The sequence below is a fragment of the Salibaculum sp. genome, assembly GCF_035270045.1.
In the GTDB taxonomy this organism is placed as follows: Bacteria; Pseudomonadota; Alphaproteobacteria; order Rhodobacterales; family Rhodobacteraceae; genus Salibaculum.
Genome location: NZ_DATFIP010000049.1, coordinates 20337 through 35199 on the forward strand (window position 1 = coordinate 20337; position 14863 = coordinate 35199).

Below are 14863 nucleotides of genomic sequence, written 5' to 3' on the forward strand. Positions count from 1 at the left end.
TTTCTTGCCAGCGATCAACCGTTCATCAGGGACTTTCCATCATGATACTCTCGCACAAACATGATCTGATATTCCTGAAGTCCAGAAAGACGGCCGGAACATCGTTCGAGATTGCGCTGTCCGAATTTGCCGGGCCAGAGGACATCATCACACCCATTACAGCCGAGGACGAGACGATACGCCGCTCTCTCGGAGGGCGCGGGCCGCAAAACTACAGTTATGGCTGGTTAGACCTCGTGAAACGAAAGGACTGGCCAAGGATTTTACGCGCTGTCCGGCGCCGCGACATGCCCAAGAAGTTCTTTAACCACATCGGCGCGAAGGCGTTGCGCCATCGTGTAGGCGAGACCGTTTGGCACGACTGCCTGAAGGTCTCGATCGTCCGCAACCCTTGGGACATGGTCATTTCGTGGTTCTTCTGGGACTGTGGCCGTGACGCCGAGATAGGGGACTTGACAGACTGGGCGCTTTCCAGAGCCGACGCGTTCAACCTCAATCGACAATTCTACTTCATCGATGGTGAACCGGTGGTTGACCAATTCTTGCGCTACGAACACTTCAAATCCGATATCGGGGCGCTTGAATCGCGTATTCCCGCGCTGGCGGGGCTTCAGGAACGCTTCCACGGAATCCGGGCCAAGGGTAGCATTCGCAAATCCGGTACCCGCGATCTGGCGACGATCTACGCAGCCCATCCACGGGTGAACGCCCTGATCAAGGAACACTACGACTACGAGATCGCCCGTTTCGGCTATACACTCGATCAGAGTTGACCGCACCCGACATCATACGGCATCTCACCCCAGACCGCTTCACCCAGGACATCCCGCACCATGGACATCGTCGCCGTTCTCGCAATGCGCAACGAAAAGGCCTATCTGGCCAACGCCTTGCAGCACCTGATCGACAACGGCATCCGTTATGCCATCCTCGACAACGAGTCCGACGATGGCAGCGCCGATATCCTGAAAGAGCCGCGGTTCCGCACCAACCTGGTCGATTACCGGACCTTTCCATATCACGGCGTCTACGAGTGGCAGGCCATTCTGGAGACGAAACAGGCCATGTACGAGGATCTGGCCGACACTGTCGACTGGCTTATGCATCTCGACCCGGATGAATACGTCCATTCCTACCGCCCGGGCGAGCAGCTGGACGACGCCATTGCGCGCATTGCCGCGACCGGGGCGGATGCGATCAATTTCGACGAGTTCGTGTTCCTGCCAGTGGAGGCCGATTACATCCCCGACCATGCGGGCGTGCAGCCAATGCGGCACTATTATCACTTCTCGCAAGGGGTCCCGCAGAAGATCAACGCGTGGCGCGCGTCGCTGCGCCCCGACAAGGTGAAAAGCGGTGGGCACAAGCTGCACGGGATCGACTACCGCCTGGCCGAGGAGACGCTGGCGATGCGCCACTACATGTTCACGGACCAGGCCCACGCCTACGCCAAGTACACCCAGCGCCGCTTTGCCGAAGCCGAGCTGAAGCGCGGCTGGCATGCCGCCCGCGCCAGCGCCGGGCGTGCCGCCTACCGCTTCCCGCCGCCCGCGCGGCTCAAGACGCTTGCCGACCCTGCCGACCGCGCCCTGTCGCGGGCCGCCCCTAAGCCAGTGCATTACTGGCAATGGGGACCGCGCGCCTGGGGCGCGCGCAAGGCACGCGGCTTGGTGCGGCGCGTTCGACGAGCACTCAAGTGACACGCATTTATTTCAATTAATGGAGATCATATATGGAAGTACTTCAGAAGTCACGGTCTACGCTATCGAATCGCTACCCCCATCTTTTCCTTACGTCGCAGGCTTGGGCAGAAGAGAGAAGCAACATTCCAAAGGGGGGGGCAGAATTCTTTGTTTTGGATGTGCTGATGGCTCCGAGATGACGACGTTAGGTTGCTACTTTCCAAATGCGAGCATCTTCGGCTGTGATGTGAGTAATCAAGGCTTTGAAAATAATGTCGCTGCCCAACGGACAGGCTATTATTTCGACAGTATGACGGAAAATATCGCTATACACGGAAAGTTTGATCTCATTTTTGCTAATTCCGTGCTTTGCGCCTACCCCCTCCGATCTGATATAATGGAAGAGTTTTCGTTTCCAACTTTCGAAAATTGGTGCGCTGCGCTGGTTGATAATTTGACCGATGGTGGCTTGCTAGTATTATATAATACTAGTTATTTTCTTCAGGATACCGAATGCTTTCAAGAGGTTCGTCCGGTACGATCCCCAATGCTCTACTCTGCTGGCTGGGTGCCAAAGTGGACACCCAACCATGAATTGGTAACAGACATAGGCTCGGAAGGTGAACCCATTTTCAAAACCAACATGCTGACTCTTGATCGGCAACTAGATTGCTGTTTCGAAAAATCGGCTGGCAGTCACGTAAATGTGCATGTCGGCGTAACGGAACCAGCAGCCACCCGCGTATTGGGGAAGACTACCACAAACCGGGCATCAGCACAGCTTGAGAGAACGCTGATCGAAACAGAAAACGGATCACACTATCTGCGTAACCAATGGCGTGTTCAGACAGCGGATCAGACTTCCAGAGCACTCGAGCCTTGGTGGCAACCCGCTCAACCAGACAGTCTCGAGTTCCAGCCTCCAGCGTGCTTTGACACCTTGCCGCCTCGCCCAAGGTCGGCATCGGACTCAAAAACCCCGGGACAGAGCGTATCCGGATCGAAAGGACCCTTTAAGCGGCTGGCAAGGCGTCTGCGGAAAAGATGAGTAGTCCAGCAATATACCGCCCCGAGATAGACGGGCTGCGCGCCGTGGCGGTGATGCCGGTGATCCTGTTCCACGGCGGAATCACGGGCTTCGAGGGTGGTTTCGTGGGCGTGGACGTGTTCTTCGTGATCTCCGGCTATCTCATCACCTCGATTATCCTGCGCGAAAAGGCCGAGGGGCGATTTTCCCTGCTCAGGTTCTGGGAACGCCGCGCGCGGCGGATCCTGCCCGCGCTCTTCCTGGTAATGGCGGTCTGCGTGCCGGTGGCCTGGGTGCTGATGCTGCCTGAACAATACCTGGCCTTTGCGCGTAGCATGGTGGCCGTCAGCGTTTTCGCCTCGAACATCCTGTTCTGGCGCGAAAGTGGCTATTTCGCCGCCGCGGCCGAGGAAAAGCCGCTCCTCCACACCTGGTCGCTGGCGGTGGAAGAACAGTTCTACATCCTTTTCCCGTTGGCCGTTCTGTTGATCTGGAAATTGGGCCGTCGGGCGCTGGTCGGCGCCATCGCGCTGGTGGGTCTCATGAGCCTCGGCCTGAGCCACTACGCCGCGCAGGCCTCCCCGGCGGCGAATTTCTACCTTCTGCCGACGCGCGCCTGGGAACTGATGGCCGGGGTGCTCTGCGCGCTGATGCTGGACCGCCGCGCGTTGCCCGGCAATGATGCGCTCGCCGGGCTCGGACTGGCGCTGATCCTCGGCGCGGTAATGCTCTTCGACCGGACCACGCCGTTTCCCTCTCTCTGGGCGCTCGCGCCAGTGGGCGGCACGGCGTTGATCGTGCTGTTCGCGCGACCGGGCGGGAGGGTGGCGCAAGTGCTTGCCTGGCGACCCATGGTCGCGGTGGGGCTGGTCAGCTACTCGGCCTACCTCTGGCACCAACCGCTTTTCGCCTTCGCACGCATTGCCCTGTCGGACATCCCGCCGGCATGGCTGATGCTGGCGCTGGCGGCGGCGGCACTTGGTCTGGCCGCAGTGAGTTGGCGTTTCGTCGAACAGCCCTTCCGCAACCGTCGCGGGGTCTTTCTCGGAGCCCGACTGCCGCTGGCGCTGCTGCCGGCGGCGGCGCTGCTGGCCGGGGTCGGCGTGCATGGTCATCTCTCGGACGGGCGACGCGATACCTGGCTGGCCATGGCCCCCATCGATCAGGCGCATATGTATCGCCTTTACGAAGTCGCCCGCGCCGGAGGCGCCGCCCTCGTGCCAGACCCGGCGCAGCCATGCGTGATGCAGATCCCCTCGGTCGGGCCACGCCGCGACCGACTGAACCGCTGCTTGGATCAGCACGGGCCTGGCCTACTGGTGCTGGGCGACAGCCATGCGCGCATGATCATGCCACCCCTGCAGCGTCTGACGGAACGGCCCTTCGTGGTGACGCTGGCGCGCGGCGGCTGCCGGCCGTTCACTCCGCGCCCCGAGTGCCGTGTCTTCGCCGAACTCGAGGCGCTCGTGGCCGAGCATCCCGGGATGTTCTCGGAGATCGTCTACCACAGCGCCGGGCAGGCCGTTCTCGACGACGGAACCGCCATGGCCGGTGAGCCGGACATGTTCGAGCGCTACGGGCCCGACGAGGCGATGGAGCCATTCGCGCCCGATGAGGGCCGGATCGCAAGCGTGCGCGACTACCTCGACGATCTGGTTGTACCGGGCGGGCCGCGGGTGATATGGCTTGGCCCACAGGTCGGGCACTACCTGCCGATGCGCGCCCTGATCCGGCGTGGCTGCGCGGCGGAGTGGACTTTGCGCCCCGGCCTCGCCGAGAGCTTCGCCGCACTTGACCGGGCGATCGCGGACCGGATGGCGGCGGACGGGGACGTGGATTACATTTCCCTGCGCGAAATGATGCGCCTTGACCCGGCAAATGATATCGTCTCGTGTGACGCGCTCTACTGGATCGACGGACATCACTGGTCGCAAGCTGGCAGGAAGCGGTTCGCCCCGCGCCTTGCCCCCCTTGCGGAATTGGTGCGCCCGGTCGGGACGGAGGCGCGCCGCGATGACTGATATCACACATCTGCTGATCACCCGGTTCAACCTGAACTACGGCGATCTCTACCCCTATTCCGAGGCCTGGATGGATCACCGCATGGCGCTGTTCGAACGTTATTGCCTGCCCTCCGTCCTGCGCCAACGCGAGACCGGGTTCGGCTGGCGCATTTATTTCGACCGTGCAAGGACGCAGGCGCGCCAGGATCATGTGCAAGGGCTGCTGGATCATCCCGGCATCAGTGCCGTTTACGTCGACAGCCCCGACGAGATGATCGCCGACCTGCGGGCGCAGGCCCCCGGGACCGGCCTGTTCCTGACAACGCGACTGGACAACGATGACGTGCTGCATCCCGCGTTTACCGCCGAAGTGCAGGCGCGGGCAAGGGCGATGGCCGCCGAAGGCAAAGTGCCGGGAATCGTGGATACACCCTGCGCCACTTGGTGGCGCGAGGGGCAAGCACGGGCGCGGCAGTATCGCTCGGACATCGTGACCCCCTTTGCCACCATGGTCGAACGCCCCGGCCCGCAGGGCTGGGACGAGGGGTATTGGGGCAGCGGCCCGCGTACGGTATTCATTGCCCGACACGAGAACCTGGACAAGCGCGTGGATCATGTCGCGCGGCTGGACCGGCCCCTTGGCCTGACCGTACTGCATGCGCACAATGTCTCGAACGGGCGCAGCCGGTTTGGTGGGCTGGCGGGGCGGATGGCCGGGGCACTGCGGCGCTGGCGCGACCGACACAGCTATCTGGGGCGGCGCGAGACCGCTGCCCTCTTGCAAGATTTCGGTCTGAGCGGGAACTGAGAAAGGGGCGCGGCGGATGTGCGGTTTCGTGGCGGTGATGGCGCAGCAGCCCGGCGGACCGGTTCCGGCCCCGTACACCCTGCAGGGCATGACGGACGCCATCCGCCATCGCGGCCCCGACGCGGAAGGGCACTGGCGCGACGACGCAGCGGGGATCGCACTGGGCCACCGGCGGCTGTCGATCCTAGACTTGTCCGAGGCGGGGGCACAGCCGATGCACTCGGCCTGTGGCCGTTTCGTGATTGCCTTCAACGGCGAGATCTACAACCATCCCGCGTTGCGCGCCGACCTGGACCATGCCGGTGATGCTCCCGACTGGCGCGGGCAGTCCGACACAGAGACGCTTCTGGCGCTGGTCGCCGCGCGCGGCCTGGTCGATTCACTGCGCGCCTGTCACGGCATGTTCGCCCTGGCCTTGTGGGACCGCGAGGCGCGTACGCTGCACCTCGCCCGGGATCGCATGGGGGAAAAGCCGCTCTACTACGGTGCGATCGGTGGCACCTGGGCCGCCGCCTCGGAGTTGCATGGCCTGCGCGCCCTGCCCGGCTGCCCCACGGGGACCGACCCTGCGGCGGTGGCGGCCTATCTGGCGCGCGGCTACGTGCCCGACGGAATGAGCATCCACGCCGGCATCGCCAAGCTGCCCCCGGGCCGGGTGCTGACCCTGCGGGCCGGCACCGATCCTGGCACCGAAACGAGCGAGGATTTCGTGACACTGGCCGCGCGCGGCATGGCCGCTCCAGCCATGGCGGATGCCGCCGCGCGGTCAAGGAACCTGGAAGACGTTCTTCACCACGCAATCCAGGACCAGATGATTGCCGACGTGCCATTGGGCTGTTTCCTGTCCGGCGGCATCGACAGTTCGCTAGTCGCCGCCCTCATGCAGACGGGGCGCGCCACGCCGGTCGAAACTTTCTCCGTCGGCTTCACCGATGCGCGTTTCGACGAGACACCACACGCAGCTGCCGTCGCCCGCCACCTGGGCACCGCGCATACGGAATTCCGGCTGGACGAGACCGAGGCACTGGACGTCATCCCCGACCTGGCGCGCATCTACGATGAACCCTTCGCCGACAGTTCGCAGATTCCAACGGCCCTGCTGTGCCGCGCGGCCCGGAAGCAGGTCACCGTGGCGCTCACCGGTGACGGGGCGGACGAAGTCTTCGGTGGCTACAACCGCCACATCCTCGGGCCGAAGCTATGGCGTCTGCTGGCGCCGTTGCCCATGGCGCTGCGCCGCCCGCTGGGCCGCGCTCTGGCCGGGCTGGAAGGAGCAGCCGCGCGCCACGCGGCCCTGCACCGGTTGGCGGCTCGGGCGCGCATGCCCGTCACGCTGCTCGACAAGCTTGGCCGGCTGGGCGAATTGGTCGCCAAGGCCGACGGGATGCCGGACATTTACGCCCATCTGACACGCGGGATAATGGACCCGGGCGCATTCATGACGGCCCCGCCGGACCACGCCGTCGCCGACCTGCGGCTACCCGCAGCGCTGGAACGGCTGACGGGCACCGAATGGCTGATGGCGCAGGACAGCCTGGGTTATCTTCCCGGTGACATCCTGACCAAGGTAGACCGCGCGGCCATGGCCACATCGCTTGAAACACGCGCGCCCTTTCTGGACCCGCAGGTGATCGCGGCGGCCTGGGCACTGCCCCCCGAGGACCGCGTCGCGCGGGGCAGGGGCAAGGTCGCGCTGCGCACCATCCTGGAAAGACACCTGCCCGCCGCGCTCATCGACCGGCCCAAGCAGGGTTTCGCCGTGCCCCTGGACCGCTGGCTGCGCGAGGGGCTGCGGGACTGGGCCGAGGGCTTGCTGACGCGCTCGGACCTTCTGGACCGGGCCGGTCTCAACCCGCAGATGATCGACGAGGCCTGGACCGGCCATCTTGCGCGGCGAAACAACCAGGGGCAGAAACTCTGGACCGTGCTGATGCTGCTGGCATGGCTCGACCATGACGCGACCGCCGAGAGACCCGCATGATCCCCTATTGGACCCTGTTCCTGGTTCCAGCCTTGATCGCGATGAGCAGCCCGCCCACGCGCCGGGTGCGCCGGGACGGGACACGCTTCAACCGGTTCGACGGGGCCTGGCTGCTTGTCATCATCGCGCTGACGCTGATGATCGGCTTGCGCTACCGGGTCGGCGGCGATTGGGGGGCCTATTTCACATATCTCGACGAGGCACGCTCCATGTCTCTCGCCGAGACCATATTCCAGGACGATCCCGGCTATCGGCTCCTTAATGAACTCGGCCTGCTCACGGGCTTGAACATGGTCCTGGTCAATGCCGTCTCGGGGTTGCTCTTCACTGTCGGGCTTGTCGCCTTCTGCCGCAGCATGCCGCGGCCATGGCTGGCCTTCACCGTGGCGGTGCCCTACCTCGTCGTCGTCGTCAGCATGGGCTACACGCGCCAGTCTGTCGCTATCGGCCTTGTGATGCTCGGGCTCGTCGCGCTCGGCCGACAGAGGGCGATGTCTTTCATCTTCTGGACATTGATCGCCGCCCTCTTTCACAAGAGCGCCATCATCCTGCTGCCAACAGTGGCCCTTACGGCCACGCGCAATCGCTGGCTCATCATACTGCTGGTCGGGATAATCGGTTCAATAGGCTACCAGGTGGTGCTGGCCGACTCGACGGCGCGGCTGGTCGAGAACTATATCGGGGCCAACCTGGTCTCGACCGGGGCGCTGATCCGGCTGACGATGAACGTGGTTCCGGCCTTGCTGTTCCTCTACTATCGCAAGCGACTCCGCATCGCACCTGCGGAATACAAGGTCTGGCGATTGTTCGCGCTGATTTCGGTGGGGCTTTTCGTCGGTTATTTCACGACCGGGGCAAGCACGGCCCTGGACCGCATAGCGCTTTACATGATCCCGCTGCAGCTCTTTGCGTTTTCTCACCTGCCCGACCTTATGGGCCGATACAACCGCATGAACCAGTCCATCGTCCTGATGGTCCTGGCCTACAGCGCGCTTATCCTCTTCGTCTGGCTGTTCTTCGGCAACTTCTCGCGGGCCTGGTTGCCCTATCGGGTCTGGCTGGGATGACACGGCCCGCACCCATGCATCTGCTGATGACCGTGAACGCCGCCTGGAACCTGGTGAATTTCCGGCGCGGTCTGGTCGCCGCCCTGCTGGACGACGGGCACCGGCTGACAGTGCTTGCCCCGCGCGACGAGTCGGCCGACACGCTGGAAGAGATGGGCTGCCGGGTCGTAGACCTGCCGATGGACAACAAGGGCGTGTCGCCGCTGCGCAATCTTGCCCTGCTTTGGCGGCTGTGGCGGCGCATGGGTCAGGACAGGCCCGACGCGGTGCTGGGCTATACCATCAAGAACAACATCTTCGGCGCCCTTGCTGCGCGCGCCCGCGGCATTCCCGTCGTTCCAAACGTGACGGGGCTTGGCACCGCCTTCCTGTCGGGGCGGCGATTGCAGCGGTTGGTCGAGGCGCTCTATCGTCATGCCTTCGCCCGGGCCCCGGTCGTGTTCTTCCAGAACCAGGACGACTGCGACCTGTTCCTACGTCTCGGCCTGGTGACCGCTGGCCAGGCCCGTGTTCTGCCCGGTTCCGGCATCGACACCTCGGCCTTTGCGCCCGAACCGATGCCTAGCCATGCCGCCGATGAGCCAGTTTTCCTTATGATCGCGCGGGTGCTGCGTGACAAGGGAGTCGAAGAATTCGTCACCGCCGCGCGAACCATCCGTGCGCGCCATCCGAGGGCGGTTTTCCGGTTGCTGGGGCCACTCGGGGCCGAGAACCGGAGCGCGATCCCGCCCGAGACGGTCCACGCCTGGCAGGACGAGGGCGTGATCGACTATTCGGGCACCGCCCCGGACGTGCGCCCCCATATCGCGCGGGCCGATTGTGTCGTCCTCCCGTCCTACCGAGAGGGCATGCCGCGAACCCTGCTTGAGGCCGCCGCCATGGCCCGCCCGGTGATCGCCACCGATGTTCCCGGTTGCCGCGAGGCGCTGGTGGAAGGTCAAACCGGGCTTTTGTGCAGGGCGCGCGATGGCGCCAGCCTGGCCGAGGCCTGTGCCCGCTTCATCGCCCTGCCCTCCGATTCACGGGCGGCCATGGGCCTGGCCGGCCGCGCCCGGATCGAGCGCCAATTCGACCAGGACCTCGTGATCGCCACCTACCGCGAGGTGGTGCAGCAGCTTGGGGGGCACCAATGACCCCTGGCACACTGCCTCGATCCGACCGGCGCGGGGGTCGGCGACGAATGCCTGCCGCGCGGTCATCATCTAAGACGCCCATGTCAGGTCCCTTGTCCGCACGGGCAGGCCCCAACCGCGCGATGCGCGCATTCCCGGAGGTAACGCCATGATCACTCCCGTTATCCTGGCAGGCGGTTCGGGCACCCGGCTTTGGCCGCTGTCCCGCAAAAGCTACCCCAAGCAGTTCGCGGCCTTCGACGGCGACAGGTCCCTGTTTCAGGACACCGTTCTGCGGTTCTCGGGCGCCGACATGGGGCGCCCGGTCGTCGTAACCTCCGAGGATTTCCGCTTCATCGTCACCGAGCAGCTGGGCGAGGTCGGCGTTCTGCCCGACCAAGTCTTCGTGGAACCCGAGGGGCGCGATACCGCTGCTGCGATCCTTCTGGCGGCTCTGGCCATGGCCGAGGACCCCGACAGGCTCTTGCTAGTCGCACCCTCGGATCACGCCATCCCGGACGCGGCGGCGTTCCGCACTGCCGTCGAAGCGGGCGCGGCATCGGCACAAGAGGGCCGGATCGTGACCTTCGGCATCGCCCCAGACCGGCCCGAAACGGGATATGGCTACCTGGAACTGGCCGAGCCGGTTACCGGTACCAAGGCCCGGCCCCTGCTCCGTTTTGTCGAGAAACCCGACCAGGCCCGGGCCGAGGAAATGCTGGGAACCGGTCGGTATCTCTGGAACGCGGGGATATTCCTGATGCGGGTCGGCACGGTGCTGGATGCCTTTGCAAAGCATGCGCCGGACCTGGTGGCGCCTGTGCAGGCAGCGCTTGATGCCGCCCGGCCTGACCTGGGGTTCCTGAGGCCGGGTGCGCAGGCATGGGGCGAAACCCGCAAGGTCAGCATCGACTACGCAATCATGGAAAAATCCGAGAGTCTCATGGTCGTGCCTTTCCCGGCGGCCTGGACCGACCTGGGCGATTGGGAGGCGGTGCGGATCACCCGGGCCGACGAGAACGGTCTTGTCGCCTCGGGGAACGTGACGGCGATCGACTGCCGCGACAGCCTGCTCTGGAGCGAGGGTGAGGGCCAGGCGCTCGTGGGCCTGGGATTGGACAATATCGTGGCCGTCTCGATGGCCGATGCGGTTCTTGTTGCCGATCGCGACCGCACACAGGACGTCAAGAAGGTGGTCGAGGCCCTGCGCGAGCGCCGGGCGCCGCAAGCGGATACATTTCGGCGCGACCACCGGCCCTGGGGCTGGTTCGAGAGCCTCGCCCTCGGCGAGCGCTTTCAGGTCAAACGCATCTTCGTGCACCCCGGCGGGCGGCTGTCGCTGCAAAGCCACGTGCATCGCGCCGAACACTGGATCATCGTCGAGGGCAGTGCCGAGGTGACCGTGGGCGAGACGGTTCAGGTGGTCCACGAGAACCAGTCCGTCTACGTGCCACAGGGGTCGGTGCATCGGCTCGCCAATCCCGGAAAGATGGGCCTGACCCTGATCGAGGTGCAGACCGGCGCCTACCTGGGCGAGGATGACATCATTCGCCACGAGGACGTTTACAGCCGTGACTGAGGCTGACCCGCAAATCCCATCGCGCATGATGGGCGCAAGGCACCCGACCGGGGGAAGGCGATGACCGATGACATCCTGTTCGTGCTGCGCAAGCTGGCCGGGCTCGCCGTCTCGCCAATGATCTGGATCATCCTCGGGCTTGTCCTGATCCTGGCGCTGCTCTGGCGAGGCCGCCCGGTTGCCGCCCGGCGCGTGACCATGGCGCTTCTGGTCGGCTTGCTGGTCATCTCGACCCTACCGCTGGGATGGCCTGTCATCGCCGCACGCGAGGCGCAATACCCGGTTGAGCCGCCGCTGGCGCAGGTGGACGGCATCATCCTTCTCGGCGGGGCCGAGCGCCTGGCCGTCAGCGCCCAGCGCGGCCGCCCCGAGTTGAACGAGGCCGCGGACCGCGTGATCGCGGCCGCGCTTCTGGCACGCCGATTTCCGCGAGCACCGTTGCTGGTGACCGGCGGGCGCGCAGCCCCCGGTGAACGGAGCGAGGCCGAGATCAGCGCCGAGATCCTGATCGGCCTGGGCATCGCCGAAGATCGCCTGATCGTCGAAAGCCGCGCCCGCAACACCGCCGAGAACGCCCGCCTGTCACTGAACCGCGTCGCGCCAAAGCCGCAGGCCCGCTGGGTGCTGGTCACGTCGGGATTTCACATGCCGCGCGCCATGGCGGCCTTCACGGCCGCGGGCTGGCCGGAACCGACGCCCTACCCGGTGGATTTCCGCACCAGCACATGGCGCGACGCCATGGGCTGGAACCCCCATGGAAACATGGGGCAGCTACGCTCGGCCCTGCGGGAACAGATTGGGCGGCTGGTCCTCGGCTTGACCGATTAAGGCCGGACTCAAGCCCCCGCCTGCGCCTGGTAGTGGGAGTACTTCTGAACCTGCTGATACCGTTCCAACTCCTCCGGATCGAGCTGGATAGCCCTCAGCCACGGCAAGTGCTGCGCGGTGAAGCGCCCGCCAAGGCGCACGGCCTCCAGGAAATGGCGCTTGCCGAACCGTTTTCTGTCGTAGACCGCGAAGGTCGTATCGAGACCAGCACGGAATACCGGGTCGCCCCCGCCGGTCTCGCCGGCAAAGTCGGACCAGAAATTCCGCTCGTGTTCCCAGATATGATAGGTCTTTGCTTTCATCTGGAACCTGGTATCGACCAGTGCTTCTCGATCAGAGATGTCCAGCGCGAAACCAGCCTTGCCGACATCGAAAGTCGAAAGAGCAGCCTTCAGAACAGCGACAAATTCGGCGGGCAATGCCGGGTTGAAGCCGATATCGGGATCGGTCACGGCGAAATAACGCGGCAAAAGCGCCCTGATCCGGGCCGACTTCAACGTCTTGCGCGGGCCCATGTTCTGCTCCAGCCTTTCGACATGGGCCCTGGGGGCGAGGTCCTCGAGGCAGGCCAGCATATCGGGCGAGCGCGAGGCGTTATCGGCCACTATGATGTCACTGAACCCATGGTCCAGCAACTGAGCGACCATCATCCGCGCAAAGGTGGGGTTCTCGAAAACTGGCACCACGACCGGCAGCCCCGCATCCGGATATCGCGGTCCGGTGGATGTTCCTGGTCGCGCGGTCCGGCGCGCACCCGCCTTGGCGAAAAGTCGGTCCAGCTCGGCCGGACCCATATCGCCGGACCAGGTATCCCGTATGAACAAAACGTTGAAAGCGGAGTCACCGTCGTATCGATCCCGCACCACTGGGGTCAGGCCGGTCGCTCTCAGGGCCGACATCGACTCCGGGATCGTACCGTCGCGCGCCGCATCACCCATGTCGAGCAGCAGCGCCCTGGACCGCGCAAGCAGGGCAGGATTGCGCCGCAGCGCTTCGGCCGGGTCCGCGGTGCCGCAAAGCCGCAGGCAGGCCACGGCGTCGGTCCGACCCGGAAGCACCGACGCGGCCTGATCGACGGTCTCGTGGCGTTGGACTGTCAGGCCAGCAGGCAAGGCATCCGCCGCAACAACGGTCTCGTCGGTCGACCCGATCTCGCACAGGATGTCCGGACGCCACCTGGCCACAAGGTCGGCGTAGCCTTGCGCCAGTGCCGCGCGGCCCCCCGCGCCCAATGGCAATGACGGGATAGCATGGATGATCGAAGCCGTGTCCGGGTCCAGGCAGAACCGCACCTTGCCCGGTGTAGCCTTGCGGACGAGCCGGCCCGAGGACATCAATGTCCGTAAATCCATGTTCCCTCCTGCAGGGCTGCCGGTGCTGCGCGATGGCCATAACATAGTGTGAAGCAGGGTTCACAAGAAACCGGCGTCATCGCATCAATTGTCAAGCGGCAGGAACTCGGCCAGGATCGCGGTAAAGCTCTGGTTGAGGTATCCGCGCGCCCGCGTCAGAAGGATCGGGATCGGGCTGGAGGGCTCCTTGGCGGTATAGAAGCTTTCCAATGCGCTCATAAGGCTGCCGGCTTCCTTGCGGCTGGACACGGCATAATCGGGCATCTCGCCGTCTGGTTCAGGGTCCTCGGGGGTGGAGACATCGGAAAGGGCCCGCATCCGCTCCATGGTCAGCAGAAAACCGGTATCCTGTCCGAAGTCGATCCGCGCACGGCCTGACATCTCGGGGACCAGAAGCTCGAGCGCCTCGACCAGCGGCCGCCCCACCAGTTGGCGCGCCTGGCGCACCAGCACGAAACTGGGTGACGAGGGCTCGTGCGTGCGGAAATAGGTTTCGAGCGCATCCAGCGCGGCACGCGCCTGCGCCGAGGTCTCGATCCGACCGGTGGCGGGCGCGGCCGCCAGGGTCTCCGCGCTGTCGCTCTCATCGCCACCGACGTCTGCTGCGTCATTCGCTCCGTCGTCCTCACCCGCGGCCTCGGCATCCTCGCCCAGATCGGGGCGTGCCTCGACCAGCAGGCCGATCAGGTCGTCCAGCCGGTTGTGCAGGCTTTCGACGTTGGGGCGGAAAGGCATCGTCTCATGGGTCAGACAGATTGCCTCGATCCGCGACACGGCTTGCTTCATCCGGCTCAGGAGCGCGTGAGCCTCCCCAACAGCATCAGCGTTCTCGGCCGATCGCAGGGCGCCCAGAAGAGCCTCGGCATCCTCTGCGGCCTCATTGCCCTGCGCGGTTCGGTCACCGCGCGAAACCGCAATCCGGCGAAAGCTGATATCGCGCTGGCGACGGTCGCGCACCAGCGAGGCGAATTCCAACGGCATCAGGATCGTGGCAGGTGTCGCCAGCAATTCCAGTGCATTGGTACGGTCAATCACGTCGTCGCCGACCTGTGGGTGAACGGCCTCGGGAAAGGTCTCCAGAAAACCGGCCATGAGGTCCAGGCAATCGGCCAAGGCCGGAAGGTCCTGCGCCAGTGCGCAGAACTGGGCGTGGTAGGCCAGAAGGCGCAGGTCGCGCGTGCGTTCCAGCAAGGCCGCAACCGGGGCCCATTCAGCCGAGGGATCGATGCTCGAGGCCTCGACTGACGGCATGCCTGCGGTATCGAAAAAGCGTTCCGGCAGACGCGCCTCGGCGTCGTTCATGTAGGTCTCGAAGGCGGGGTCGTAACTCTCGAACAGGTCGGGACCGCAGCTCTCCTCCCCGGAGATCGGCGCAAGGTATTCATCAATGTTCATGGCCTGACTCCTGCCGCTGCCCGGGCCGC

11 protein-coding genes are annotated in these 14863 nt (G+C 64.7%); 9 read left to right on the plus strand and 2 right to left on the minus strand.

Annotated elements, in window-relative coordinates:
• Positions 1-41: 41 nt before the first annotated feature.
• The 9 genes from VJ897_RS07900 (at position 42) to VJ897_RS07940 (ending at position 12087) form a co-directional block, all read left to right on the plus strand.
• Entirely contained in the window at positions 42-773 is a 732-nt protein-coding gene (locus VJ897_RS07900) for a hypothetical protein (protein ID WP_324054855.1), read from the plus strand.
• Positions 774-833: 60 nt separating this feature from the next.
• Positions 834-1700: a glycosyltransferase family protein gene (locus VJ897_RS07905; RefSeq protein ID WP_324054856.1), complete on the plus strand. Its 867-nt coding sequence runs from the start codon at positions 834-836 to the stop codon at positions 1698-1700.
• A 1026-nt stretch (positions 1701-2726) separates the two neighbouring features.
• Positions 2727-4730 (plus strand): acyltransferase family protein, encoded by a 2004-nt coding sequence (locus VJ897_RS07910; protein ID WP_324054859.1) that lies wholly within the window; start codon positions 2727-2729, stop codon positions 4728-4730.
• Entirely contained in the window at positions 4723-5520 is a 798-nt protein-coding gene (locus tag VJ897_RS07915) for a glycosyltransferase (RefSeq protein WP_324054860.1), read from the plus strand. The genes VJ897_RS07910 and VJ897_RS07915 overlap by 8 nt, the downstream gene beginning before the upstream one ends.
• Before the next feature lie 16 nt (positions 5521-5536).
• A complete protein-coding gene (asnB, locus tag VJ897_RS07920) occupies positions 5537-7501 on the plus strand; it encodes an asparagine synthase (glutamine-hydrolyzing) (RefSeq protein WP_324054862.1) in 1965 nt (654 codons plus the stop codon).
• Positions 7498-8568 carry an EpsG family protein gene (locus tag VJ897_RS07925; protein ID WP_324054864.1) on the plus strand — a complete coding sequence of 357 codons (1071 nt, stop codon included), beginning with the start codon at positions 7498-7500 and terminating at the stop codon, positions 8566-8568. The genes asnB and VJ897_RS07925 overlap by 4 nt, the downstream gene beginning before the upstream one ends.
• Positions 8565-9701, plus strand: a complete 1137-nt coding sequence (locus VJ897_RS07930; protein ID WP_324054866.1) for a glycosyltransferase family 4 protein — start codon at positions 8565-8567, stop codon at positions 9699-9701. Before VJ897_RS07925 ends, VJ897_RS07930 begins: the two co-directional genes overlap by 4 nt.
• A gap of 148 nt (positions 9702-9849) precedes the next feature.
• Positions 9850-11259, plus strand: coding sequence for a mannose-1-phosphate guanylyltransferase/mannose-6-phosphate isomerase (locus VJ897_RS07935; protein WP_324054867.1), 1410 nt, complete (start codon positions 9850-9852; stop codon positions 11257-11259).
• A gap of 60 nt (positions 11260-11319) precedes the next feature.
• Positions 11320-12087 carry a YdcF family protein gene (locus VJ897_RS07940; protein ID WP_324054868.1) on the plus strand — a complete coding sequence of 256 codons (768 nt, stop codon included), beginning with the start codon at positions 11320-11322 and terminating at the stop codon, positions 12085-12087.
• An 8-nt stretch (positions 12088-12095) separates the two neighbouring features.
• Here VJ897_RS07940 and VJ897_RS07945 read toward each other — a convergent pair whose 3' ends face one another.
• Complete coding sequence (locus VJ897_RS07945; protein ID WP_324054871.1) at positions 12096-13439, minus strand: glycosyltransferase family protein; 1344 nt, start codon at positions 13437-13439, stop codon at positions 12096-12098.
• Positions 13440-13523: 84 nt separating this feature from the next.
• Positions 13524-14834 (minus strand): type VI secretion system protein TssA, encoded by a 1311-nt coding sequence (locus VJ897_RS07950; RefSeq protein WP_324054873.1) that lies wholly within the window; start codon positions 14832-14834, stop codon positions 13524-13526.
• Between the last annotated feature and the right edge of the window lie 29 nt (positions 14835-14863).

Bases quoted from the DNA above. Each gene is read 5' to 3' on its own strand.
- VJ897_RS07900 (WP_324054855.1), top strand. From the start codon at position 42: ATGATACTCTCGCACAAACATGATCTGATATTCCTGAAGTCCAGAAAG.
- VJ897_RS07905 (WP_324054856.1), top strand. From the start codon at position 834: ATGGACATCGTCGCCGTTCTCGCAATGCGCAACGAAAAGGCCTATCTG.
- VJ897_RS07910 (WP_324054859.1), top strand. From the start codon at position 2,727: ATGAGTAGTCCAGCAATATACCGCCCCGAGATAGACGGGCTGCGCGCC.
- VJ897_RS07915 (WP_324054860.1), top strand. From the start codon at position 4,723: ATGACTGATATCACACATCTGCTGATCACCCGGTTCAACCTGAACTAC.
- asnB (WP_324054862.1), top strand. From the start codon at position 5,537: ATGTGCGGTTTCGTGGCGGTGATGGCGCAGCAGCCCGGCGGACCGGTT.
- VJ897_RS07925 (WP_324054864.1), top strand. From the start codon at position 7,498: ATGATCCCCTATTGGACCCTGTTCCTGGTTCCAGCCTTGATCGCGATG.
- VJ897_RS07930 (WP_324054866.1), top strand. From the start codon at position 8,565: ATGACACGGCCCGCACCCATGCATCTGCTGATGACCGTGAACGCCGCC.
- VJ897_RS07935 (WP_324054867.1), top strand. From the start codon at position 9,850: ATGATCACTCCCGTTATCCTGGCAGGCGGTTCGGGCACCCGGCTTTGG.
- VJ897_RS07940 (WP_324054868.1), top strand. From the start codon at position 11,320: ATGACCGATGACATCCTGTTCGTGCTGCGCAAGCTGGCCGGGCTCGCC.
- VJ897_RS07945 (WP_324054871.1), bottom strand. From the start codon at position 13,439: ATGGATTTACGGACATTGATGTCCTCGGGCCGGCTCGTCCGCAAGGCT.
- VJ897_RS07950 (WP_324054873.1), bottom strand. From the start codon at position 14,834: ATGAACATTGATGAATACCTTGCGCCGATCTCCGGGGAGGAGAGCTGC.